General features: G+C 65.0%; 22 protein-coding genes. 15 read left to right on the plus strand and 7 right to left on the minus strand.

Annotation, left to right across the window (positions count from 1 at the left end; translation table 11 throughout):
• Positions 1 to 3 precede the first annotated feature (3 nt).
• The gene (metG, locus tag JX25_RS01025) at positions 4 to 1,722 is read right to left on the minus strand and encodes a methionine--tRNA ligase (protein WP_128253276.1); all 1,719 of its coding nucleotides are present in this window, start codon (positions 1,720 to 1,722) and stop codon (positions 4 to 6) included.
• 118 nt (positions 1,723 to 1,840) lie between these two features.
• Here metG and JX25_RS01030 point away from each other — a divergent pair, with 118 nt between their 5' ends.
• The 6 genes from JX25_RS01030 to JX25_RS01055 all read left to right on the plus strand — a co-directional run bounded on the left by JX25_RS01030 (position 1,841) and on the right by JX25_RS01055 (position 5,357).
• Positions 1,841 to 2,875, plus strand: coding sequence for an aldo/keto reductase (locus JX25_RS01030; RefSeq protein WP_128253277.1), 1,035 nt, complete (start codon positions 1,841 to 1,843; stop codon positions 2,873 to 2,875).
• Entirely contained in the window at positions 2,875 to 3,351 is a 477-nt protein-coding gene (locus tag JX25_RS01035; RefSeq protein WP_128253278.1) for a lipocalin family protein, read from the plus strand. The genes JX25_RS01030 and JX25_RS01035 overlap by 1 nt, the downstream gene beginning before the upstream one ends.
• Positions 3,352 to 3,434: 83 nt before the next feature.
• Complete coding sequence (locus tag JX25_RS01040; protein WP_241557827.1) at positions 3,435 to 3,923, plus strand: EF-hand domain-containing protein; 489 nt, start codon at positions 3,435 to 3,437, stop codon at positions 3,921 to 3,923.
• Positions 3,924 to 3,977: 54 nt separating this feature from the next.
• Complete coding sequence (locus JX25_RS01045) at positions 3,978 to 4,562, plus strand: RNA polymerase sigma factor (protein WP_164876025.1); 585 nt, start codon at positions 3,978 to 3,980, stop codon at positions 4,560 to 4,562.
• 1 nt (position 4,563) lies between these two features.
• The gene (locus tag JX25_RS01050; protein ID WP_241557828.1) at positions 4,564 to 4,890 is read left to right on the plus strand and encodes a dihydroorotate dehydrogenase; all 327 of its coding nucleotides are present in this window, start codon (positions 4,564 to 4,566) and stop codon (positions 4,888 to 4,890) included.
• Between the two features lie 5 nt (positions 4,891 to 4,895).
• The gene (locus JX25_RS01055; protein ID WP_164876026.1) at positions 4,896 to 5,357 is read left to right on the plus strand and encodes a periplasmic heavy metal sensor; all 462 of its coding nucleotides are present in this window, start codon (positions 4,896 to 4,898) and stop codon (positions 5,355 to 5,357) included.
• On the opposite strand, the gene JX25_RS01060 is transcribed toward JX25_RS01055, so the two are convergent.
• Positions 5,354 to 6,685, minus strand: coding sequence for a diguanylate cyclase (locus tag JX25_RS01060; RefSeq protein WP_164876027.1), 1,332 nt, complete (start codon positions 6,683 to 6,685; stop codon positions 5,354 to 5,356). The two genes, JX25_RS01055 and JX25_RS01060, sit on opposite strands and share 4 nt — an antisense overlap.
• Positions 6,686 to 6,796: 111 nt before the next feature.
• Between JX25_RS01060 and JX25_RS01065 the strand changes: the two genes are divergently transcribed.
• The 5 genes from JX25_RS01065 to JX25_RS01085 all read left to right on the plus strand — a co-directional run bounded on the left by JX25_RS01065 (position 6,797) and on the right by JX25_RS01085 (position 12,467).
• On the plus strand, positions 6,797 to 7,090 hold the full coding sequence (locus tag JX25_RS01065; RefSeq protein ID WP_128253283.1) for a DUF3572 domain-containing protein: 294 nt from the start codon (positions 6,797 to 6,799) through the stop codon (positions 7,088 to 7,090).
• A 1-nt stretch (position 7,091) separates the two neighbouring features.
• A complete protein-coding gene (locus JX25_RS01070; RefSeq protein WP_128253284.1) occupies positions 7,092 to 7,772 on the plus strand; it encodes an HAD family hydrolase in 681 nt (226 codons plus the stop codon).
• A gap of 95 nt (positions 7,773 to 7,867) precedes the next feature.
• Positions 7,868 to 9,829 (plus strand): acetate--CoA ligase, encoded by a 1,962-nt coding sequence (acs, locus tag JX25_RS01075; protein ID WP_128253285.1) that lies wholly within the window; start codon positions 7,868 to 7,870, stop codon positions 9,827 to 9,829.
• Positions 9,826 to 10,530, plus strand: coding sequence for an adenylate kinase (locus JX25_RS01080; RefSeq protein WP_128253286.1), 705 nt, complete (start codon positions 9,826 to 9,828; stop codon positions 10,528 to 10,530). Before acs ends, JX25_RS01080 begins: the two co-directional genes overlap by 4 nt.
• Before the next feature lie 146 nt (positions 10,531 to 10,676).
• Positions 10,677 to 12,467, plus strand: coding sequence for an MFS transporter (locus tag JX25_RS01085; RefSeq protein WP_206611503.1), 1,791 nt, complete (start codon positions 10,677 to 10,679; stop codon positions 12,465 to 12,467).
• 24 nt (positions 12,468 to 12,491) lie between these two features.
• Here JX25_RS01085 and JX25_RS01090 read toward each other — a convergent pair whose 3' ends face one another.
• Both JX25_RS01090 and truA read right to left on the minus strand, forming a co-directional pair.
• Positions 12,492 to 12,809: a hypothetical protein gene (locus tag JX25_RS01090; protein ID WP_128253287.1), complete on the minus strand. Its 318-nt coding sequence runs from the start codon at positions 12,807 to 12,809 to the stop codon at positions 12,492 to 12,494.
• A gap of 22 nt (positions 12,810 to 12,831) precedes the next feature.
• Positions 12,832 to 13,605 carry a tRNA pseudouridine(38-40) synthase TruA gene (truA, locus tag JX25_RS01095; protein WP_128253288.1) on the minus strand — a complete coding sequence of 258 codons (774 nt, stop codon included), beginning with the start codon at positions 13,603 to 13,605 and terminating at the stop codon, positions 12,832 to 12,834.
• A gap of 80 nt (positions 13,606 to 13,685) precedes the next feature.
• Here truA and JX25_RS01100 point away from each other — a divergent pair, with 80 nt between their 5' ends.
• Entirely contained in the window at positions 13,686 to 15,098 is a 1,413-nt protein-coding gene (locus JX25_RS01100; RefSeq protein ID WP_128253289.1) for a YcjX family GTP-binding protein, read from the plus strand.
• A complete protein-coding gene (locus tag JX25_RS01105; protein WP_128253290.1) occupies positions 15,095 to 16,066 on the plus strand; it encodes a YcjF family protein in 972 nt (323 codons plus the stop codon). Before JX25_RS01100 ends, JX25_RS01105 begins: the two co-directional genes overlap by 4 nt.
• Positions 16,067 to 16,070: 4 nt before the next feature.
• Here the strand turns inward: JX25_RS01105 and JX25_RS01110 are convergent, their stop codons facing one another.
• Positions 16,071 to 16,997 carry an MBL fold metallo-hydrolase gene (locus JX25_RS01110; protein ID WP_128253291.1) on the minus strand — a complete coding sequence of 309 codons (927 nt, stop codon included), beginning with the start codon at positions 16,995 to 16,997 and terminating at the stop codon, positions 16,071 to 16,073.
• A 32-nt stretch (positions 16,998 to 17,029) separates the two neighbouring features.
• The gene (locus tag JX25_RS01115; RefSeq protein WP_128253292.1) at positions 17,030 to 17,422 is read right to left on the minus strand and encodes a metallopeptidase family protein; all 393 of its coding nucleotides are present in this window, start codon (positions 17,420 to 17,422) and stop codon (positions 17,030 to 17,032) included.
• 102 nt (positions 17,423 to 17,524) lie between these two features.
• Between JX25_RS01115 and glpD the strand changes: the two genes are divergently transcribed.
• Entirely contained in the window at positions 17,525 to 19,060 is a 1,536-nt protein-coding gene (glpD, locus tag JX25_RS01120) for a glycerol-3-phosphate dehydrogenase (RefSeq protein WP_128253293.1), read from the plus strand.
• Entirely contained in the window at positions 19,057 to 20,511 is a 1,455-nt protein-coding gene (gene glpK, locus JX25_RS01125; protein WP_128253294.1) for a glycerol kinase GlpK, read from the plus strand. Before glpD ends, glpK begins: the two co-directional genes overlap by 4 nt.
• On the opposite strand, the gene hemE is transcribed toward glpK, so the two are convergent.
• Positions 20,508 to 21,533, minus strand: coding sequence for a uroporphyrinogen decarboxylase (gene hemE / locus JX25_RS01130; protein ID WP_128253295.1), 1,026 nt, complete (start codon positions 21,531 to 21,533; stop codon positions 20,508 to 20,510). The two genes, glpK and hemE, sit on opposite strands and share 4 nt — an antisense overlap.
• Between the last annotated feature and the right edge of the window lie 68 nt (positions 21,534 to 21,601).

Consider the following 21,601-nt stretch of genomic DNA (forward strand, 5'->3'; position numbering starts at 1 on the left):
CGTTCAGGTGCGGATGCCGGCGAAGCGGGCCTGCCAGTCCACCCGTTCCTCGTCGGTGATCTTGCGGAACAGCACGTCCGGAACCGTGAAGGCGTGGCCTGCGGGCAGAACCTGCAGTGCCGCGCCCACATCCTCGGGCCACGTCCAGTCGTCGCAGCCCATTGCATTCATCATCGCCTGCGCCGCATCCGGAATGAACGGGCGCGATACGACGGCATAAAGCCGGATCAGGTTCAGGGCCAGCCGCACCATCGCCTCGGCCGCCTGCGGGTCGGTCTTGATGACCGTCCACGGTGCGGCCGATTGCAGGTATTCGTTGCCCGCCACCCAAAGGGCGCGCAGTTCGGTGGCGGCCTTGCGCACCTCCATCGCCTGCATGTTGCCTTCATAGGCGCGCAGGCGGGTGGTCAGTTCCGCGATCAGTTCGTCTTCGCGCGGGCCGGTGGTGCCGTTCGATGGCACGACCTCTCCGAACTTGGAGCGGCAGAATTTCGTGACACGGCTGACAAGGTTGCCCAGCACGTCGGCCAGATCCTTGTTCACCGAGCCCTGGAAGTTTTCCCACGTGAATTCGGCATCCGAGGATTCGGGCGCATGGCTCAGCAGCCACCATCGCCAGTAATCCGGCGGCAGGATCGACAGCGCCTGATCCATGAAGATCCCGCGCCCCTGCGAGGTGGAGAACTGGCCGCCGTCATAGTTCAGGTAGTTGAAGGACTTGATGTAATCGACCATCTTCCACGGCTCGTCCGCGCCGATCTGCGTGGCGGGGAAGGAAAGCGTGTGGAAGGGCACGTTGTCCTTGCCCATGAACTGCAGATAGGTGACGTCATCCGCGCCCTTGTCGGTGCGCCACCAGCGTTCCCAGTCCGCGTCCGTCTTGCCGTTCGCCTCGGCCCATTCGGCGGCGCAGGCGATATATTCGATGGGCGCGTCGAACCAGACATAGAAGACCTTGCCTTCCATGCCCGGCCAGTCCTGATCGCCCTTCTTCACCGGCACGCCCCAGTAAAGATCGCGCGTGATGCCGCGATCCTGAAGCCCTTCGCCGTCGTTCAGCCATTTCTTCGCGATGGAGGTGGTCAGGATCGGCCAGTCGGTCTTGCTGTCGATCCATGCCTGAAGTTCGCCCCGCAGCGCGGACTGGCGCAGGAACAGGTGCTTGGTTTCCCGCACCTCAAGATCGGTGGAGCCGGAGATGGCCGAACGCGGTTCGATCAGGTCGGTCGGGTCCAGCTGCTTGGTGCAGTTTTCACACTGGTCGCCCCGCGCCTTGTCATATCCGCAGTTGGGGCAGGTACCCTCGATATAGCGGTCGGGAAGGAAGCGGTTGTCGGCGATGGAAAAGACCTGCCGTTCCGACACCTCCTGGATATAGCCGTTATCGGCCAGCCTGCCCGCGAAGTGCTGCGTCAGCGCCCGGTTCTGCTTGCTGGAGGAGCGGCCGAAGTGGTCGAAGGACAGCCGGAAGCCGGCGGCGATGCCGGCCTGCACCTCGTGCATCTCGGCACAGAACTGCTCCACCGGCTGGCCGGCCTTGGCGGCGGCAAGTTCGGCCGGGGTGCCGTGTTCGTCGGTGGCGCAAAGGAACAGCACCTCGTGGCCCCGACCGCGCAGGTAGCGCGCGATCAGGTCGGCCGGAAGCTGGCTGCCCACAAGGTTGCCCAGGTGCTTGATCCCGTTGATATAGGGAAGTGCCGAGGTGATCAGATACCGTGCCATGCCCGCCGCCTTTCGTCCGGTTTGGCAAGGGGTGTATCGCGGGTGGGGCGAAGCCTCAAGCGGGGCTTGTCAATGCCGCCACAGCCTCTAGGCTCGTGTCGCAACGAAAGGGCCGGATATGAAGCAGATCGCACTTGGAAAAACCGGATCGACCGTGTCCGAGCTTTGCCTTGGCACGATGACCTGGGGCACGCAGAACACGCAGGCCGAGGCGCATGACCAGATCGCCATGGCGCTGGATCACGGCATCAATTTCCTTGACACTGCCGAGATGTATCCTGTGAACCCGGTTTCCGCCGAAACGATGGGCCATACCGAAACCATCATCGGCAACTGGCTGGCGCACGCACCGCGCGACAAGGTGATCATCGCCACCAAGATCACGGGCGAGGGCAGCGCGGCCACCGGCGGCGCGCCCATCAGCGCGGCGCGGATGCGGCAGGCGGTGGAAGATTCGCTGAAGCGCCTGCAGACCGACCACATCGACCTTTACCAGATGCACTGGCCCAACCGCGGATCGTACCACTTCCGCAAGATCTGGGGCTATACGCCGCCGCGCGACAAGGCCGCGATCGAGGCTGACATGCTGGCCATCCTTCAGGAAGCCAAACGCCTTCAGGATGAAGGCAAGGTGCGCCATTTCGGCCTGTCGAACGATACGGTCTGGGGGGCTGCGGCGTGGCTGCGTCTGGCCGACCAGCACGGCCTGCCGCGCATGATGACGGTGCAGAACGAATATTCGCTGCTGTGCCGCCAGTTCGACAGCGACTGGGCCGAATTCGCCGCGCTGGAGGATATGCCGCTGCTGGGGTATTCGCCGCTGGCGACGGGCCTTCTGACGGGCAAATATGCAGGCGACGTGGTTCCCGCGGGATCGCGCCGCGAACGCAACCCTGAACTGGGCGGACGCATCACGCCCTTCGTGTTCGAGGCTGTCTCGGCCTATCTGGGGGTGGCGAAGGATCACGGGCTTGATCCGGCGCAGATGGCGCTGGCGTTCTATCGCTCGCGCCCCTATCCGTGCGTGCCGATCATCGGGGCGACGAACCTGAAGCAACTGAAAACCTGCCTCGGTTCCGTCAACGTGACGCTTTCGCAGGACGTTCTGGACGATATCGCGCAGGTGCACCGCCAGTTCCCGGCGCCGTTCTGATGCGCTGGCTGGTGCTGCTTCTTGCAGTTGCCGCCTGCGCCCGCAGCGCCCCAGCGCCAGTGGAGGTGTTTCGCGACGGGCAGGTGCCGATCTATTCCAATGCGGGGTTCGATCCGGCCACGCTGGCAGGCACATGGACGCAGGTTGCCACGTTCGGTGCGGCCTGTGCGCCCGGCGCGCTGACCTTTGCAAGCGGCCGCGTGGACGGATCGCTTTGCCTGAACGGGCAGGCCCGCCGCATAAGCGGGCCATTCGGCATCACCGGCCCGTCGCGCATCCTGCCCATGGGCGAGGGGGAGCCGTGGTGGATCCTGTGGATCGACTACGACCGGCGCAGCATGGCGATCGGCACGCCCTCGGGCACGCTGGGGTTCGTGCTGGACCGGACGGGCGCGATCCCGCCCGACAGGATGAAGGCCGCCGCCGATATCTTCGACTGGAACGGCTATGACACGGGCCGGTTGCGCCCGCTGTAAATAACCGCGACGGAAAGGCGCGCCACCGGCGTTTCATCTTTCGGAAGGCGGTTGATTGGCCGCCTTCGAAAAGGAGTGAAACGATGACGAAGTTCCTGACTGGTGCGACCCTTGTCGCCATTTCGCTGGCCGGCCTTTCGACCGCCTTTGCCCAATCCGCAACCGAGGCCGAACGCCGGACCCCGCCGATGATGCAGCCGTTCGACGAGCTGGACGCAGATGGCGACGGATCCATCACGCGCGAGGAGATGCAGGCCCGCCGGGTGCAGCAGGTCGAGGCGCTGGACGAGAATGGCGACGGCAAGATCTCGGCCGGGGAACTGGCGCGCGCCGACATTGCCCGCGCCACCGAACGCGCCGAGCGCCGCGCGCAGGCGATGATCGAGCGTCTGGACGCAGATGGCGACGGCCTTCTTTCCGCGGCCGAACTCGCGACGCCGCCTGCTGGGCCGGACCTGCGCCGCCTTGATACCGACGGCGACGGTGCGATCAGCCGGACCGAGGCCGATGCGGCGCGCAAGTTCATGCGCGAACGCCACCAGGCCACCCCTGATCATCGTCAGGCACACTGATGCCGGGGCGGCGCCAGGCTTGCCCCTGCCTTGCGCCGCCGATAGCGAAAGACGATGACCATGCCGCTCGACACCCTTCCGGATGTGACGGACGAAGCGTTGCTGATCCTTTACGCCAACGGGGATCGGGCAGCGGCCCGCGCACTGACCCTGCGCCTGACGCCGCGCGTTCTGGGCTTTGCGGCCCGGATGCTGTCCGACAGGGCCGAGGCCGAGGACGTCACGCAGGAAGCGATGCTGCGTTTGTGGCGCATTGCTGCCGAATGGCGGCAGGGGGAAGCGAAGGTGACGACATGGCTTTACCGCGTCACCTCGAACCTGTGCACCGACCGGCTGCGGCGGCGGCGCGGCATCGCACTGGATGATGCGCCCGATGTTGCCGATGCCGCCCCGGGGGTGGAAGCTAGCCTGATCGAAGGCCAGCGGATGCGCGCGCTGGACGATGCGCTCGCCCTGTTGCCCGAACGCCAGCGGCAGGCGGTGGTGCTGCGCCATATCGAAGGGCTGCCCAATCCCGAAATTGCCCGCATCATGGAAATCGGGGTGGAGGCGGTGGAAAGCCTGACGGCGCGGGGAAAACGCGCCCTTGCGGCGTTGCTGGCCGGGCAGCGCGATGTTCTGAGTTATGAGGATGGCTGAGATGCAGGACGATCTGGACGATCTTTTCGCCACCGCGCGGCAGCGCCCGCCCGAACCTTCTGCCGGCCTTCTGGCCCGTGTTCTTCACGACGCCGAAGGGGTGCAGGATGCGCAGGCCCGGCCCCTGCGGTCCCCGTATCGTCGCAGGCACCGTCTGTTGGCGCTGGTTCTGGGCAGTGCGGGTGCGGCCGCAGGCATGGCGACGGCAGCCGTGGCCGGCGTGTGGATCGGTTTTGCACAGCCCGAAGCTGTCAGTTCCGTCACGGCCGCATGGCTTGCGGATGAACGCGTCGATCTGATCCCCAATTACGATTACCTGACGGAATGACGAAGATGCCCGTATTCTCCCCCCGTTCGCTGCGGATCCTGCTGGCATTGTCGGTGGCGCTGAACCTTGTCGTCATCGGGATCGTTGCGGGCGCCGCCCTGCGCGAGCCGCCCCGCCCGCGCCCCGACAGCGGGCCCGCCTTCGGTATCTATGACCGTGCGCTGACCAAAGAGGATCGCGAGGCGCTGCGCGAGGCTTTCCGCCGCGAAGCGCCCGATTTCCACAGGAACTGGCAGAAGATGCAAGGCGATCTGGCCCAGCTGATCGCTGCGCTTGAGGCGAACCCCTATGATCCCGTCCGCGCGCGCGAGGTTTTCGAACGGCAGCGGGAACGGGGGATCGAGATGATGATACTGGGCCAGCGTCTCATGGCGGATCATCTGGCCGAGATGACGCCGGATGAACGGCGCGCCTTTGCCGGCCGCCTGCAACAGCGGCTGGATGACCGCGAGGATCGCCGACGCTAGGCGCTGCGGGCGACCCAGCCTGCCGGCGCCGCGGCGATGGTCACGCGGTTACGCCCCGCGCCCTTGGATTGCAGCAGCGCCTGATCGGCGCGTTCAAGGGTATCGGCCATCGATTCCGTTTCCATCCGCCGCCGCGTGGCAAGGCCGACCGAAATCGTGACGGTCAGCGTTTCCCCTGAAGGCAGCACGATGGGCGCACCGGCGATCTGCCGGCACAGGTTTTCGGCCAATGGCACCGCGCCGGCAAGAAGGGTGTCGGGCAGGGCGATCAGGAACTCCTCCCCGCCCATGCGTGCCGCAAGGGCACCGGCTGGCAGGGGGGCGGTTAGGCGGCGCGCGATTTCGGCCAGCACGGTGTCGCCGGCGGCATGGCCCCAGCGGTCGTTCACCGACTTGAAACGATCCAGATCGATCAGCAGGACGGCCATGTCGGAATTGACCATCGTTTCCAGCCGGGGCATGGCGAAGCGACGGTTGTGAAGACCCGTCAGGTGATCGACCATCGCCATCCGCAGCCCTTGCGCGACCGACGCACGGCGCCGATCCTGCCGCCGTTTCATCCGCAGCAGGTGCGACAGGCGCAGCGCCAGTTCCGGCGTGCCGGTGGTTGGCCCCACAACCTCGTCCGCGCCCAGATCCCAAGCCATCGCAGCCGCGTCTGCATCCTGCCGCGATTGCAACACGCAGATCGGGACGTTGCGCGTTTCGGCCTGTGCACGCAGGTCCGACATCAGGCCCAACCCGGCGCCCGGGCCGTCCAGCCCCGCATCGATCACGAAAAGATCGGGCACGGAGCGTGCATGCAAAGCCTCGGCCCGCGTCAGGCGCACCAGTCGGTCGGACAGATGCACTGTCAGATCACGACGCATCTGGACGGAGTCGTCGGTCTGATCCACGACAAAGGCAACGGTTGCCGGCATCTCGAAAGATCCGCCATCCTCGGCCATTCCCTCTGCCTCAATATCGCCATTCTGCTGGTGAAGGCGCAAAAGCGCACGCAGCCGTGCCAGCAGCAGTGCCTCGGCCACGGGCTGCACAAGAACATCGGCTGCCCCTGCCTGCAACAGCGGCAGCCGGGCCTCGTCCCCGGCGGCCATGACGACAACGGGGGTATCGCGCAGGCGCATGTCACGCTGCAAACGGCGCAGCGCCGCTTGCGGCGCGGCGCTGTCGATCAGGATCAGGTCGGGGCATTCACGGCGCGCGGCAAGGATCGCCGCCTCGGCATCGAGGGCGAAGGTGCAGACATAGCAACCCGAAACAAGACGCGCAGCCATCACGGTGCGGCTGGCATCTTCGGAGTTGATGACAAGGATCCGTCTGGTCATGGTCTCCCCCTTCCGCCGGCCTGAGGATGACATTCTGATCTATTGGTTAAAGAAACCTTTCTCTGCATCCCCCATCTTGCAATCGGTCTGTGGATAGGCACGATACCGCCTATGAAAGAACAGCTTCCAAGCCGCGATGCGGCCGAAACCACGGCGCTGCGCGCACTTGCCTGGCTGGGATCGCAGCCCGATCTTCTGCCCGGCTTCATGGCTGCCACAGGGGCGGATCCGTCCAGCTTGCGGCAGGCGGCGGGCCAGCCGGCCTTTCTTGGCGCCGTGCTGGATTTCATCCTGTCCGAGGATGCCCATGTCACCGCCTTCTGCGATGCAGCCGGTCTGCCTTATACCGAGCCGATGCGTGCGCGGGCCGTTCTGCCGGGGGGCGATCTGCCCCACTGGACCTGACATGATCCGCGGCGTGATCTTCGACAAGGACGGAACCCTGTTCGATTTCCACGCCAGTTGGGGTGCCTGGGCCGCCGGCTTTCTTGCCAGCCTTGGCGGCGATACCGCTGCGCTTGCCCGCGCCATCGCATTCAATCCCGACACCGGGCGCTTCGCCCCCCAAAGCCCGGCCATTGCCGGAACACCGGCGCAGATTGCCGATGCGCTGCTGCCGCATCTGCCCCACATGACAAGGCCCGATCTGCTGGCGGTGATGAACCGCTCTGCCGCCGCCGCGCAGATGATCGCCGCGGTGCCGCTGGCCGATCTTCTGGACGGGCTGCGGGCACATGGGCTGTGCCTTGGCCTTGTGACGAACGATGCCGAAGCGCCGGCCCGCGCGCATCTGGGGCGGCACGCGATCATCGATCGCTTCGACTTCATCGCGGGCTTTGACAGCGGCTTCGGCGCCAAGCCGCAGGCGGGCCAGCTTCTTGCCTTTTGCGCCGCCACCGGCCTTGATCCGGAAGCGGTGGTCATGGTGGGCGACAGCACCCACGATCTGCATGCGGGGCGCATTGCAGGAATGGCAACCATTGGCGTTCTGACCGGCCCGGCGCTGCGCGAGGAGTTGCAGCCACTGGCCGATGCCGTGCTGGATCACATCGGCCAACTGCCTGCCTGGCTTGCCGAAAAGACATGAAGATTCTGTTCGCCTTGCCGATATTGTCACGCTAGCATCAACCTCGGGACGAACGGGAGGAGGAAGCCCGCAGTCCCGCCGAAGGAGGATTGCCGATGCTGGATCAAGCCCGCGGGGTTCGTGCCCCCGCTGCCGATATTGTGGCCCATGCGCATGTAAAGGCCGAAGATTACGACCGCATGTATGCCGAATCAATTTCGGACCCCGAAGGGTTCTGGGGGCGGGAGGGGCAAAGCCTCGACTGGATCACCCCCTTCACGCGCGTGAAGAACACGGACCTGACGCATGGCCAGGTTTCCATCCGCTGGTTCGAGGATGGGGTGCTGAACGCGTCGGTCAATTGCATCGACCGTCACCTTGAAAAACGGGCCGACCAGACGGCAATCATCTGGGAACCGGATGATCCGGACAGTCCCGCACAACACATCACATACGCCCAGCTGGCCGAAAAGGTGAATCGCTTCGCCAACGTCCTGCTGAGCCAGGGCGTCATGCGGGGCGACCGCGTGGTGATCTATCTGCCGATGATCCCCGAAGCGGCTTATGCCATGCTGGCCTGTGCGCGCATCGGGGCGATCCACTCGGTGGTGTTCGCCGGCTTTTCGCCCGATTCGCTCGCCAACCGCATCAACGACTGCCAGGCCAAGCTGGTCATCACCGCCGATACCGCCCCGCGCGGCGGCAAGCGCACCGCGCTGAAATCCAACACCGATGCCGCACTGCTTCGGTGTTCGGAAAAGGTGCGTTGCCTTGTTGTGAAGCATACGGGCGATCAGATCACGTGGATCGACGGCCGTGATGTCGATGTGAAGGCGCTGATGGAAACCGTCGCGCCGGAATGTCCGCCTCGCCCGATGGGGGCCGAGGATCCTTTGTTCATCCTCTATACCTCCGGTTCCACTGGCCGCCCGAAGGGCGTCGTGCACAGCACCGGCGGGTATCTTCTGTATTCGGCGATGACGCACCGGTTCGTCTTCGATTACCACGATGGCGACGTGTACTGGTGCACGGCGGATGTCGGCTGGGTCACGGGCCACAGCTATATCGTTTACGGCCCCCTTGCGAACGGCGCGACGACCGTGATGTTCGAAGGCACGCCCAACTTTCCCGATGCCGGACGGTTCTGGGACATTGTTCAGAAGCACAAGGTCAACCAGTTCTATACTGCGCCCACGGCCATCCGCGCCCTGATGGCGCAGGGTGAAGAATGGCCGGCGAAATACGATCTGTCCTCGCTGCGCGTCCTCGGCTCGGTAGGAGAACCGATCAACCCCGAGGCGTGGAACTGGTTCGACCAGCATGTCGGCAAGGGTAAATGCCCGATCGTCGACACGTTCTGGCAGACGGAAACCGGGGGGCACATGATCACGCCGCTGCCGGGCGCGATCCCAACAAAGCCGGGATCGGCAACCAAGCCCTTCTTCGGCGTGAAGCCGGTGGTGCTGGACCCCACCTCGGGCGAGGAGCTTTCGGGCGCGGCAGAGGGTGTTCTTGCCATCGCCGACAGTTGGCCCGGCCAGATGCGCACCCTGTGGGAAGATCACGAACGATTCGAGGAGGCATATTTCAGCCAGTACAAGGGCACCTACTTCACGGGTGACGGCTGCCGCCGGGATGCCGACGGCTACTACTGGATCACGGGCCGCGTGGATGACGTGCTGAACGTGTCCGGTCACCGAATGGGCACTGCCGAGGTGGAATCGGCCCTTGTCGCCCATCCCGACGTGGCCGAGGCGGCGGTGGTTGGCGTACCCCATGACATCAAGGGGCAGGGCATCTATGCCTATGTCACGCTGATGAACGGGGTCGCACCGTCGGATGCGCTTCGTGCCGATTTGGTGAAATGGGTCCGTTCGGAGATCGGGCCGATCGCCACGCCCGATTTCCTGCAATGGGCGCCCGGTCTGCCCAAAACCCGTTCGGGCAAGATCATGCGCCGCATCCTGCGCAAGATCGCCGAGGATGACTTCGGAAGCCTTGGCGACACGTCCACCCTTGCCGATCCCGCAGTGGTCGATGACCTGATCGAAAACCGCCAGAACCGGAGCGGGACATGAACGCGCCATCCTGCACACAAACCGCTGTCCTGATCCTGCTTGGCCCCCCCGGCGCCGGCAAGGGTACGCAGTCGCGCGCGCTGGAACGGGCCTTCGGCCTGATCCAGCTTTCCACCGGCGATATGCTGCGTGCGGCGGTCAAGGCCGGCACGCCGGCAGGCAAAGCCGCAAAGGCGGTGATGGAGGCGGGCGGCCTCGTTTCGGACGAAATCGTGCTTGGGGTTCTGGCCGAACGCATGTCCCAACCCGATACGGGGCGCGGCGTTATCCTTGACGGGTTTCCGCGCACCCTTGCGCAGGCCGAGGCGCTGGACGATCTGCTGGCCCTGCGCGGCCAGTGCGTCGGTGCCGTGGTCAGCATGGAGGTGGATGACGAAACGATGGTGGCACGCGTTGCCGGCCGCTTCACCTGCGCCACCTGCGGCGAGGGGTATCATGAAACGCTGAAGCCGGCGAAGATGGCCGGCACCTGCGATATCTGCGGCGGGACCGACTTCACCCGCCGCGCGGATGACAATGCCGAAACGGCACGGGCCCGGCTGGCAACCTATCGCCAGCAGACCGCCCCGCTGATCGGGCATTACGAACAAACGGGCGTCCTGATGCGTCTGGACGCCATGCAGGATATCGCGGCAGTCAGCCGCGATCTGGTGCGGATGGTGGAACCTGTCATCCGCAAGGGCCGCTCCGGCGGTATGTGACGGGCGGGTTCCGGGGCTTGGGAGGGCCCCGCCGTCCGTGAAGGGAATGCTGCGCGCATCATGCGCGCAGCACGGAGGAGAGGGAGGGCGCAGCGGGACCCCGCTTCAAGCGTGGCCGGCTGTCCCGTTTCAGGGGAGGTTACAACATGGCGGATGTCATGAATGGGGCGCAGGCGCGGTCGCGTCCCATGACACGTGAGGAGAAGAAGGTCATCCTGGCCTCTTCGGCCGGCACGATCTTCGAATGGTATGACTTCTATCTTTACGGATCGCTTGCCGCGATCATCGGGGCGCAGTTCTTCACCGCGTTCCCCGAAGCCACACGCAACGTGTTCGCGTTGCTGGCCTTTGCGGCGGGCTTTCTGGTGCGGCCTTTCGGGGCGCTGGTCTTCGGATCGCTGGGCGATCTGGTGGGGCGGAAATACACGTTCCTGATGACCATCCTGATCATGGGCGCATCGACCTTCATCGTCGGCCTTCTGCCAGGATATGCCGCCTGGGGCATCGCGGCACCGGTCATCCTGATCGTGCTTCGGATGCTGCAAGGGTTGGCGCTGGGCGGCGAATATGGCGGCGCGGCAGTCTATGTGGCCGAACATGCGCCCGCCAATCGCCGCGGCTATTACACCGCGTTCATCCAGACGACGGCGACGCTTGGGCTGCTGCTGTCGCTGATCGTGATCCTGATCGTACAAAGCTATGTCAACGCCAACTATCCGATGGTGCCGGTGCTGGACCTGTCGGGCAACCCGGTGCTGGCGGCGGATGGCACCCCGGCGATGATCAGTGCATTCAATGCCTGGGGCTGGCGGATCCCGTTCCTTGGTTCCATCATCCTGCTGGGCATTTCGCTGTATATCCGCCTGCAGATGGAAGAAAGCCCGGCCTTCAAGAAGATGAAGGAAGAGGGGCGGACGTCCAAGGCCCCGATGCGCGAAGCGTTCGGCAACTGGAAGAACGGCCGCATCGCCCTGATCGCCCTGTTCGGCCTGACGGCAGGGCAGGCGGTGGTCTGGTATTCGGGCCAGTTCTATGCGCTGTTCTTCGTGCAGAACGTTGTGAAGATCGACAGCTTCAGCGCCAACGTCTTCATCGCATGGGCGCTGATCCTTGGCACCGGCGGGTTCCTGTTCTTTGGCGGACTGTCTGATCGCATCGGTCGCAAGCCGATCATCCTTGCGGGCTGCCTGCTGGCGGCGCTGACCTATTTCCCCGTGTTCAAGGGCATCACCCATATTGCCAACCCTGCGCTTCATGCCGCGCAGATGGTGCCGGTGACGGTGACGCATGCGCCCGACGGCTGTTCGTTCCAGTTCAACCCGACGGGCACGGCGAAGTTCACCTCATCCTGCGATATCGCCAAGGCGGCGCTGGCGCGGGCTTCGGTGAATTACCAAAGCGCGGAAGGCGCGGCAGGCACGCCTGCGACCATCTCGGTGGGGGATACGCAGATCGCGGCCTATGACGCGGGCGCCCTTTCGGGCGAGGCGCTGGCAGCCGAAAAAGCCCGCTTCGAGGCAGAACTGAACGGCGCGCTGGCCGAGGCAGGCTATCCCCTCGGCGGGCAGAACGAAACGGTGGCGAAGGCCGACCATTTCTTCGACATCTTCACCGGGCAGAAACTGACGCTGGTCCTGATCCTGACATGGCTGATCATTCTGGTGACGATGGTTTACGGGCCCATCGCGGCTGCGCTGGTGGAACTGTTCCCCACGCGCATCCGGTATTCCGGTCTGTCGCTGCCATATCACATCGGCAACGGCTGGTTCGGGGGGCTGTTGCCCGCCACGGCCTTCGCCATTTCGGCGCAAACGGGCAACATCTATGCGGGGTTGTGGTACGCGATCACCATCGCGGTGATGACCATCGTGATCGGCATGATCTTCGTGCCCAACAACACCCACAAGAAGGACATCTTCGCGGATGACCACAAATAAGGGATGGGGGCGGCAAGCCGCCCCTCACTCCACCTTGATGGCGGTATAGTGCACCAGATCGAAGCTGATGTTCACCGCCACGGCGGAGGGCGCCGTCACGTGCGGGCGGACCACCTCGGCCAGCTTCTTTCCCAGTTCCGCGGCATAGGCATCGTCGCGATGCGGTTTCGGCAGCATCGACAGGCGCAGCAGCACATGGCTGTGATGGTGGTCCGCCACCGGATGGGCGCGGCCCTTGCACTGGCCCGCGGCACCGTCGAAGGTGGCAATGGTGCGTTCGATCTCGGGCAGCACGCCCTCCAGCTTGTGGTCGGTCGTGAAATACAGGTCAGCCTGCGGCATGGTCTCTCCTCCGTTCAGAGGATCAACCTTGGAACGGATCGAGGGGATAGCCAACCCCTGTCAAATACAGCCCCTGCGGCGGGCAAACAGGCCCGCAGGCTGCGCGGTCGCGCGCCTCAAGCGCGGCCTTCACCCGGTGGGGGTGCCATGCGCCCGCACCCACGCGTTCAAGCGTGCCCACGATGGACCGCACCTGGTTGTGCAGGAAGCTGCGGGCGCGCAGGCGGAAGCGGTATTCGATGCCGGCCTCCAGCGGGATCTCCTCCAGCGTGATCTCGTCTATGGTTTTGACGGGCGATTTCGCCTGGCACATCGTGGAGCGGAAGGTCGTGAAGTCGTGATGCCCCACCAGATGGGCCGCGCCTTCGCACATGGCCTGCGCATCCAGCCGGTGCGCCACCTGCCATGCCAGCCCCCGGTCATGGGTCAGCGGCGCGCGGCGGGCAATCAGGCGGAACAGGTATCGCCGCTCCACCGCCGAAAAGCGCGCATGGAAATCATCCGGCACCGCTGCGCAGGCGGTGATCGCAACGGGCAGGGGCTTGAGGTGAAAGTTCAGCGCCTCTGACAAGCGGAACGGGTCCCATGGCTTTGAAAGGTCGCAATGGGCCACCTGTCCGGTGCCATGCACGCCGGTATCGGTGCGTCCTGCTGCGGCGATGGTATGGGGGCCGGGTTCCAGCCTTGCCAGCGCATCCTCGACCGCGCCCTGAACCGAAGGCTGGCCTTGCGCCTGCCGCTGCCAGCCATTGAACGGGCCACCGTCATAATCGATCTTAAGCGCATATCTGGGCATGTGCGTCCGGTATCACGGCGCGCGCGCCCTACACAAGCGTGGCGCACGGGCCTACATGGAAACGATAACCGGAGGATGCCGTGGCCCTATCGACCCTGACCGACACCGTGACCCGCAGCGCCCTTGGAACCGTTGCCAGCGTTGGGGGGCTGTTCGGCGATCCGGTGATCAGGCTGGGCGTGACAGGCCTTTCGCGTGCGGGCAAGACGGTGTTCATCACGGGGCTGGTTGCCAACCTGCTGGATCGGGGACGGATGCCCCAGCTCAAGGCGCAGTCCGACGGGCGGATCGAAAGCGTCTGGCTGCAACCCCAGCCCGACATCACCCTGCCGCGGTTCGAGTTCGAGAACCATCTTGCCGCGCTGACGGGCGATGATCCTCGCTGGCCCGAATCCACCCGCAGCGTGTCAGAGTTGCGGCTGTCATTCCGCGTGCGGCCCCTTGGGATGTTCAGCGGGCTGCAAGGAATGCAGACGGTTCATCTGGACATCATCGATTACCCCGGCGAATGGCTGCTGGACCTGGCGCTGCTGGATCGAAGCTATGAGGAATGGTCGGACGCCACATTTGCCCGCATTTCCCGCCGGCCGCAGGCGCAGGATTTTCTGTCCACCGCACGGGCCGAGGACGGGTCGCTTCCGCTGGACGAAGGGCGCGCGCAGGCCCTTGCGGCCAGCTTCACCAATTACCTGAACATGGCACGCAAGGACGGCTTTTCCGACTGCACGCCGGGGCGATTCCTGCTGCCGGGGGATCTGGCAGGCTCCCCCGTGTTGACCTTTGCGCCGCTGCCGAAGCCATCCCAAGCGGGGCGCGGCAGCCTTTGGCATGAAATGGCGCGGCGGTTTGAAGGGTACAAGGACAAGGTCGTCCGCCCGTTCTTTCGCAACCATTTCAGCCGGATCGATCGTCAGGTGGTGCTGGTGGATGCCCTTTCCGCGATCCATGACGGCCCGCAGGCGCTGGAGGATCTGCGCCGCACCATGGCCGACATCCTGACGGCCTTCCGCCCCGGCGCGAACAGCTTTCTCAGCCAGATCCTGCTGGGCAAGCGGGTGGAACGCATCCTGTTCGCGGCCACCAAGGCAGATCACGTCCACCATACCCAGCACCCCCGCCTGACCGCCATCATGGAGGCGCTGCTGCGCGATGCCCGCGACCGGGCCGCCTTTGCCGGGGCGCGGACGGAAGCCATGTCGCTGGCCAGCTTGCGGGCCACGGTCGAAGAAGAAATCACGCGCCAGGGCGAGGTGCTGGAAGCCGTGCGCGGCCGCCTGCCCGACAACCGCCACGTCGCGATGTATCCGGGCGAGCTTCCCGCCGATCCCGCCCGCCTTCTGTCCCCTGCGCGGGAGGGGGCGGAGAAGTGGCTGGATGCAGATTTCTCGCTCATGGGATTCGCACCTGCCCGCAGCGCCCTGCGTCCCGGCGAAGGGCCGCCCCATATCCGCCTTGACCGCGCGGCGCAGTTCCTGATCGGAGATCGCCTATGAAGAAACCCGTCGTGATGGAGTGGGAGGAGGCCGCCGATCCCGCCCTTGCCGCCCCCGTGCCGGAGGAGTCCGATGGAGGGCTGGCCACGGCCATCCGTGTCGGCGCCAGAAAACCCTCGCTCTTGTGGCGGTTTGCTCTTTGGGCTTTCGGCGCGGCAGGCGGGTTCATCCTGTCGGTTGCCGCTTATGACTTCACCACCACGCTGCTGGACAGGAACACCGTTCTGGGGCTGGTGGCTTTTGTTCTGATCGGGATGGCGATTCTTGCGGCGGTGCTGCTGGCGGGGCGCGAGGCGCTGGCCTATCTGCGGCTGGCGCGGCTGGACCATCTGCGCCTCGCGGTGGAGGATGCCCGCGCCCACGCCGATGTGAAGGCCGCCCGCAGCGCCAGCAACGGCATCGCGGGCATCTATGCGCCGCACCACCCGCAGGCCGTGGCGCGTCTGCGCGAACGTCAGGATGAAACCTTTGACGCCGATGCCCTGCTGGACATGACGGAGGCGGAGCTTCTGGCCCCGCTGGATCAATACGCCCGGCGAGAGATCGAGCGCGCGTCGCGGCAGGTCGCCATCGCGACCGCGCTGGTGCCGCTGGCGCTGGTCGATGTGGCGACGGCGCTGTTTGCCAACCTGCGCATGGTGCGCCGCATCGCCGAAATCTATGGCGGCCGGTCCGGCACCGCAGGCAGCCTGAAACTGATGAGCCGCGTGTTCAGCTATCTTGTTGCCACCGGGGCCTTGGCGGTGACGGATGACCTGGTGCATTCGGCGGTTGGCGGCGGGCTTTTGTCGCGCGTGTCGCGCCGGTTCGGCGAGGGCATGATCAACGCCGCCCTGACAGCCCGCATCGGCGTGGCAGCGATGGAGCTGAGCCGCCCGATGCCCTTCCATACCGCCCGCCGCCCACGCATCCCGAACCTCCTTTCCCGCGCCCTGACAGGGCTTTGGGAAAAGGAGGCGGAACGCTAACAGGTTACTCCGCTTCGGTCAGCTTGAACTGATAGGTCGCCGGCATGAAGCGGAAGCCGTCCTCCGTCTGCGCAACATAGCCGACGGAGGGGAAGGGCATGTGATAGCCGATAAAGGGCAGCCGCTCCTCGGCCAGCATTTCAAGCACCCTTCGGCGTGTCTGGCTGGCGGCTTCCTTGTCCATGTCGAAGCGGACTTCCCAGTCGGGGCGCGCAAGCGACCAGACATAGTGGTTTGCGGTATCGGCCGCCAGCAGCAGGCGCTGGCCGCCATCTTCATTCAGCATGAACGTCATGTGGCCGGGGGTGTGCCCCGCGGCCAGCATCGCCGTGACGCCGGGGATCACTTCCTCGCCATCCTCCAGCAGGCGGAACCGGTCCTCGAAGGGACGGACCTTCGCCTCGAAGGTTTCGCCGCCCGCATTGGACCAATGCTCCATCTCGGCGCGGCCGGTGACCAGATCGGCATCGGGGAAGGTCAGCTTGCCATCGGCCGAAAGCCCGCCGATGTGATCGCCATGCATGTGGGTGATGACGACGGTGCGGATCGTTTCCGGCCCCATTCCCGCGCTGGCCAATGCCGCCTTCAAACCATCGGGGTTCATGCCGGTGTCGAACAGGATCACTGCATTGCCGGTTTCAACGACCACGGGGCAGTAATTGCCCAGTGCGCGGTCGGCGGGAATGAAGTTCTCTTCCGAAAGCTCCCTGAACTCCTCGTCCGAGGCGTTCAGGCCAAAGGTGCCGTGGGGATCCTGCATCGGCGACTGGCCTGCAAGCAGCACCGTTATGCGCATGTTGCCAAGCATGAAGCTGTGGTGAAGCGGCATGTCAGTTGCCTCGGATGTCTGGGCAGAAACGGTGACGGGCACCAGCGAGGCAAGCGGCAACGCCGCCCCTGCGGTCAGTGCCGTGCGACGTGTCATGGTCATGGTCGTCCTCCTGCTGTTTCGCGAGAAGTAGGCTATTCCCACCACGGGTCTATGGCGGCGATGTCATCATCCGACCAGCCGAAGTGATGGGCAAGTTCGTGCACCATCACATGGCCCACAAGCTCCCTCAGTGAAACGTTGCCGCGATCGGCCCACTCATCCAGGATGGGGCGGCGGAACAGCCGGATGATGTCCGGCCCCACGGGTTGGTCCATCACGGATTTCTGCGTCAGCGGCACGCCTTCGTAAAGGCCCGTCAGCTCGTACGGGTTTTCGATCTCCATCTCGTCCAGAAGATCGTCGGACGGCCAGTCCTCCACCACAACGATGACGGAACGGGCGGCCTGCCATCGGGCGGGCAATGCCTCCACCACCTCAAGGGCGAGGGATTCGATGATTGCAAGATCGGGCGCGGTCTGGTCCATGGCGTCACTTTGCCCCGCGCCCACGCCTTTGCCAATCCCATCACGATGTTGTCGCACAAGAATGGTTGCGCTAGCTTTCGCGGGTCACAGGGAAGGCAATGCATGGAACCGGCAGATATTTTCATCATCGGTGGCGGCGTGAACGGCACCGGGATCGCCCGTGACGCGGCGGGGCGGGGGCTGAAGGTGATCCTTGCCGAACAGGGCGACCTGGCGCAGGCAACATCCTCGGCCTCGACCAAGCTGTTCCACGGGGGGCTTCGATATCTTGAGTATTTCGAGTTCCATCTGGTGCGCGAGTCGCTGAGGGAGCGGGAAACCCTGTTGGTGGCGATGCCGCATATCAGCTGGCCGATGCGCTTCGTGCTGCCCTACAGCCCCGATATGCGCTTCGAAAGCCAGACGCCTACGTCAAAGCTGCTGTCCACGGTGATGCCGTGGATGAAGGGGCGGCGCCCGGCGTGGCTGATCCGGCTGGGTCTGTTCCTTTACGACAGCCTTGGCGGGCGCAAGATACTGCCCGCGACAAAGAAGCTGGACCTGCGGACCGATCCCGTGGGCAAGCCGCTTCAGGACCGCTTCGCCTTCGCCTATGAATATTCCGACTGCTGGGTGGAGGATGCGCGCCTTGTCGTGCTGAACGCCCGTGACGCCGAGGAAAAGGGCGCGACCATCCTGACCCGCACCCGCGTGACCGAGGCGCGGCGCGAAGGGGATCTTTGGCGGGTGGAAACCGCTGCCGGAACCTTCCATGCGCGCGCGCTGGTCAATGCGGGCGGGCCGTGGGTGGAAAAGGTGGTGAAGGATACGGCGCATGTCGTCACGCGCGAAGGCATCCGGCTGGTGCGCGGCAGCCATATCGTGGTGCCGAAACTGTTTGATCACGACCGCGCCTACTTCTTTCAGGGCGAAGATGGCCGCATCATCTTCGCCATCCCCTACGAGCAGGACTTCACCCTGATCGGCACCACCGATCAGGACCATCAGGGCGATCCCGCCCATCCCGTCTGCACCCCCGAGGAGCAGGATTATCTTTGCGCCTTCGCCTCGAACTATTTCAAGGTGCCGGTCACGCGGGATCAGGTGGTCTGGACCTATTCGGGCGTGCGCCCGCTTTACAACGACGGGGCATCCTCGGCGCAGGCGGCAACACGGGAATATGTTCTTAGCCTTGAGACAAGCGGCGCCCCGATCCTGAGCGTGTTCGGCGGCAAGATCACCACCTATCGCCGGCTGGCCGAAACCGCGCTGGCAAAGCTGTCGCCGTTCTTTCCGCAGGCAAGGGGGGATTGGACGGCCCGCGCCCCGCTTCCGGGGGGGGATTTTCCGCAAGGTGACGTGGCCCGGCTGCGCGAGGATCTTCGCCGCGGCCACCCCTTCCTGACGGAAGAGTGGGCCGCGCGGATGATCCGTGCCTATGGCACCGATGCACAGAAAATTCTTGGCACTGCGGCAAGCGTGGATGATCTTGGCCGAACCTTCGGCGCCACGTTGACCGAGGCGGAGGTTCGATGGCTGATGACGCGTGAATACGCGCGCACGGCCGAGGATGTCGTCTGGCGCCGCTCCAAACTGGGGTTGCGGTTGACGGCAGAACAGATTGCGGTACTTGACCGCTTCATGAGGGAGGCGGCATGACCATTCTTGCGATCGACCAGGGCACCACATCGACGCGCGCGATTGTTTTCAACGACAAGCTTTCCCCGCTGACAGTCTCCCAGCGCGAATTCCCGCAGCACTTCCCCCGCTCGGGGTGGGTGGAGCATGATCCCCGCGATCTGCTGAAAACCGTGAAGGACACCGCGCGCGAGGCGGCGAAGGATCATCGCATCGCAGCCATCGGCATCACCAACCAGCGCGAAACCGTGGTGCTGTGGGATCGCCGCACGGGCGAGCCTTTGGCAAACGCAATCGTGTGGCAGGACCGCCGGACAGCCCGCTTTTGCGAACACCTGCATGGCGAGGGGTTCGAGGAACGGATCACGAAGGCGACGGGCCTGCTGATCGACCCCTACTTTTCCGCCACCAAGCTGAAATGGCTGCTGGACGAAGTTCCGGATGCCCGCGCCCGGGCCGAGCGGGGGGAGCTTGCCTTTGGCACGGTCGATTGCTTCCTGATCTGGAACCTGACAGGCGGCGCGCATGTGACCGATGTCACCAATGCCTGCCGGACGATGCTTTTCAACATCGGCACCGGCCAGTGGGATGCCGAAATCTGCGCCATGCTGGACATCCCCATGTCGCTGCTGCCCGAGGTTCTGGACAACGCGGCAGAGTTCGGGACGACCGGGCTGCTGGGCTATGACGTACCGATCCTTGGGGTGGCGGGGGACCAGCAGGCCGCCACGATCGGGCAGGCCTGCTTCAAGCCCGGAATGCTGAAATCCACCTATGGAACGGGCTGCTTCGCGCTTCTGAACACGGGGGAGGAGCGGGTCGAAAGCAGCCATCGCCTGCTGACCACCATTGCCTATCGTCTGGATGGGCAGGTCTGTTACGCGCTTGAAGGCTCCATCTTCGTGGCGGGGGCCGTGGTTCAATGGCTGCGCGATTCGCTTGGCATCATCCGCGATGCTCCCGAAACGCAGGCGCTGGCGGAAAAGGCCGATCCGCAGCAGGAAATCGTGCTGGTTCCTGCCTTCACCGGCCTTGGCGCCCCGTGGTGGGAACCTGACAGCCGCGGTGCCCTGTTCGGCCTGACGCGCGGCACCGGAGCGGCCGAATTTGCCCGTGCGGCGCTGGAAAGTGTCGGCTACCAGACGCGCGACCTGCTGGAGGCGATGCGAGCCGACTGGTCCGGTACGCCGGATGTGCTGCGTGTGGATGGCGGCATGGCACGGTCCGACTGGGCGATGCAATTCCTGGCCGATATGATCGGTGCGCCGGTGGACCGCCCGCGCGTGACCGAAACCACGGCGCTGGGTGTGGCGTGGCTGGCAGGGATGAAGGCCGGCATCTGCGGCGGCATGGATGATTTCGCCCGCGGCTGGGATCTGGACCGGCGCTTCGACCCCGTGATGGAAGAACCCGAACGCGCCCGCCGCTATGGCCTGTGGCAGCGGGCAGTGAAGGCCACGATCGGGGTTTAACCCCGAATGGCCGCCAGCATGCGGTGAACATTGTCGGGATCGGCATCCGGCGTGATGCCGTGACCAAGGTTGAAGATATGCGGGCCCTTCGAGAACGCGCTGACGATGCGGCGCGTTTCCTCTTCCAGCCGCGCAGGCTCCACCAGGTGGTGGGGGGCAAGGTTGCCCTGCACACAGCCGGAAACCTGCACATGCGCTGCCGCCCATTCCGGGTCTACGGAATTGTCCACGGCCACGGCATCCGCGCCCACTGCGGCGGCAAAGCCGACATACCGTTCTTTCGCTTCGCGCGGGAAGGCGATGACCGGCAGGGTGGGGTGGCGACGTTTGAGTTCGGCGATGATCGCCTTTGCCGGTGAAAGGGCGAAATCTTCGAAATCCCGCCCCTTCAACGATCCTGCCCAGCTGTCGAACAGCTTCACCACCTCGGCCCCTGCACGCACCTGCGCATCAAGGTATTCGATGGTGGCGGCGGTGATCCGGTCGATCAGTGCCGTGAAGGCTGGACGATCAGTATCCTTCAGCAGGTGCGCCGGCCCCTGATCCGGGGTTCCGCGGCCCGCGACCATGTAGGTTGCCACCGTCCATGGGGCGCCTGCAAAGCCGATCAGGGTGGTTTCGCGCGGAAGCTCCGCCGTCAGTATCCGCACGGTTTCATAGATGGGCGACAGGGTTTCGTGGATGTCCGACACCGGGCGCAGCGCCTGAACGCCCGCCATGTCGGTGATGGTGGACAGGCGCGGTCCTTCGCCCTGCACAAAGCGCAGATCAAGGCCAAGCGCCTGCGGAACCAGCAGGATATCGGCGAACAGGATCGCAGCATCGAAGCCATAGCGGCGGATCGGTTGCAGCGTCACCTCGGCCGCCAGTTCGGGATTATAGCAGAGCGACAGGAAATCCCCCGCCTTCGCCCGCGTGGCCCGATATTCCGGCAGATACCGGCCGGCTTGCCGCATCATCCAGACGGGGGGCACGGGAAGAACCTCGCCCTTCAGGGCGCGCAGGATGGGCTTGTCGGTCATTGCGGATCTCCTTTGCGCGTTCCGTGTCGCGGCGGGCGGACAGAGTCAAGATTGCCAGCCCTGCCCGC

Source organism: Falsirhodobacter deserti (assembly GCF_004015795.1).
Classification (GTDB): domain Bacteria; phylum Pseudomonadota; class Alphaproteobacteria; order Rhodobacterales; family Rhodobacteraceae; genus Falsirhodobacter; species Falsirhodobacter deserti.

Excerpts from the sequence above, each read along its gene's own strand:
- metG (WP_128253276.1), bottom strand. The coding sequence starts at position 1,722 with ATGGCACGGTATCTGATCACCTCGGCACTTCCCTATATCAACGGGATC.
- JX25_RS01030 (WP_128253277.1), top strand. The coding sequence starts at position 1,841 with ATGAAGCAGATCGCACTTGGAAAAACCGGATCGACCGTGTCCGAGCTT.
- JX25_RS01035 (WP_128253278.1), top strand. The coding sequence starts at position 2,875 with ATGCGCTGGCTGGTGCTGCTTCTTGCAGTTGCCGCCTGCGCCCGCAGC.
- JX25_RS01040 (WP_241557827.1), top strand. The coding sequence starts at position 3,435 with ATGACGAAGTTCCTGACTGGTGCGACCCTTGTCGCCATTTCGCTGGCC.
- JX25_RS01045 (WP_164876025.1), top strand. The coding sequence starts at position 3,978 with ATGACCATGCCGCTCGACACCCTTCCGGATGTGACGGACGAAGCGTTG.
- JX25_RS01050 (WP_241557828.1), top strand. The coding sequence starts at position 4,564 with ATGCAGGACGATCTGGACGATCTTTTCGCCACCGCGCGGCAGCGCCCG.
- JX25_RS01055 (WP_164876026.1), top strand. The coding sequence starts at position 4,896 with ATGCCCGTATTCTCCCCCCGTTCGCTGCGGATCCTGCTGGCATTGTCG.
- JX25_RS01060 (WP_164876027.1), bottom strand. The coding sequence starts at position 6,685 with ATGACCAGACGGATCCTTGTCATCAACTCCGAAGATGCCAGCCGCACC.
- JX25_RS01065 (WP_128253283.1), top strand. The coding sequence starts at position 6,797 with ATGAAAGAACAGCTTCCAAGCCGCGATGCGGCCGAAACCACGGCGCTG.
- JX25_RS01070 (WP_128253284.1), top strand. The coding sequence starts at position 7,092 with ATGATCCGCGGCGTGATCTTCGACAAGGACGGAACCCTGTTCGATTTC.
- acs (WP_128253285.1), top strand. The coding sequence starts at position 7,868 with ATGCTGGATCAAGCCCGCGGGGTTCGTGCCCCCGCTGCCGATATTGTG.
- JX25_RS01080 (WP_128253286.1), top strand. The coding sequence starts at position 9,826 with ATGAACGCGCCATCCTGCACACAAACCGCTGTCCTGATCCTGCTTGGC.
- JX25_RS01085 (WP_206611503.1), top strand. The coding sequence starts at position 10,677 with ATGGCGGATGTCATGAATGGGGCGCAGGCGCGGTCGCGTCCCATGACA.
- JX25_RS01090 (WP_128253287.1), bottom strand. The coding sequence starts at position 12,809 with ATGCCGCAGGCTGACCTGTATTTCACGACCGACCACAAGCTGGAGGGC.
- truA (WP_128253288.1), bottom strand. The coding sequence starts at position 13,605 with ATGCCCAGATATGCGCTTAAGATCGATTATGACGGTGGCCCGTTCAAT.
- JX25_RS01105 (WP_128253290.1), top strand. The coding sequence starts at position 15,095 with ATGAAGAAACCCGTCGTGATGGAGTGGGAGGAGGCCGCCGATCCCGCC.
- JX25_RS01110 (WP_128253291.1), bottom strand. The coding sequence starts at position 16,997 with ATGACCATGACACGTCGCACGGCACTGACCGCAGGGGCGGCGTTGCCG.
- JX25_RS01115 (WP_128253292.1), bottom strand. The coding sequence starts at position 17,422 with ATGGACCAGACCGCGCCCGATCTTGCAATCATCGAATCCCTCGCCCTT.
- glpD (WP_128253293.1), top strand. The coding sequence starts at position 17,525 with ATGGAACCGGCAGATATTTTCATCATCGGTGGCGGCGTGAACGGCACC.
- glpK (WP_128253294.1), top strand. The coding sequence starts at position 19,057 with ATGACCATTCTTGCGATCGACCAGGGCACCACATCGACGCGCGCGATT.
- hemE (WP_128253295.1), bottom strand. The coding sequence starts at position 21,533 with ATGACCGACAAGCCCATCCTGCGCGCCCTGAAGGGCGAGGTTCTTCCC.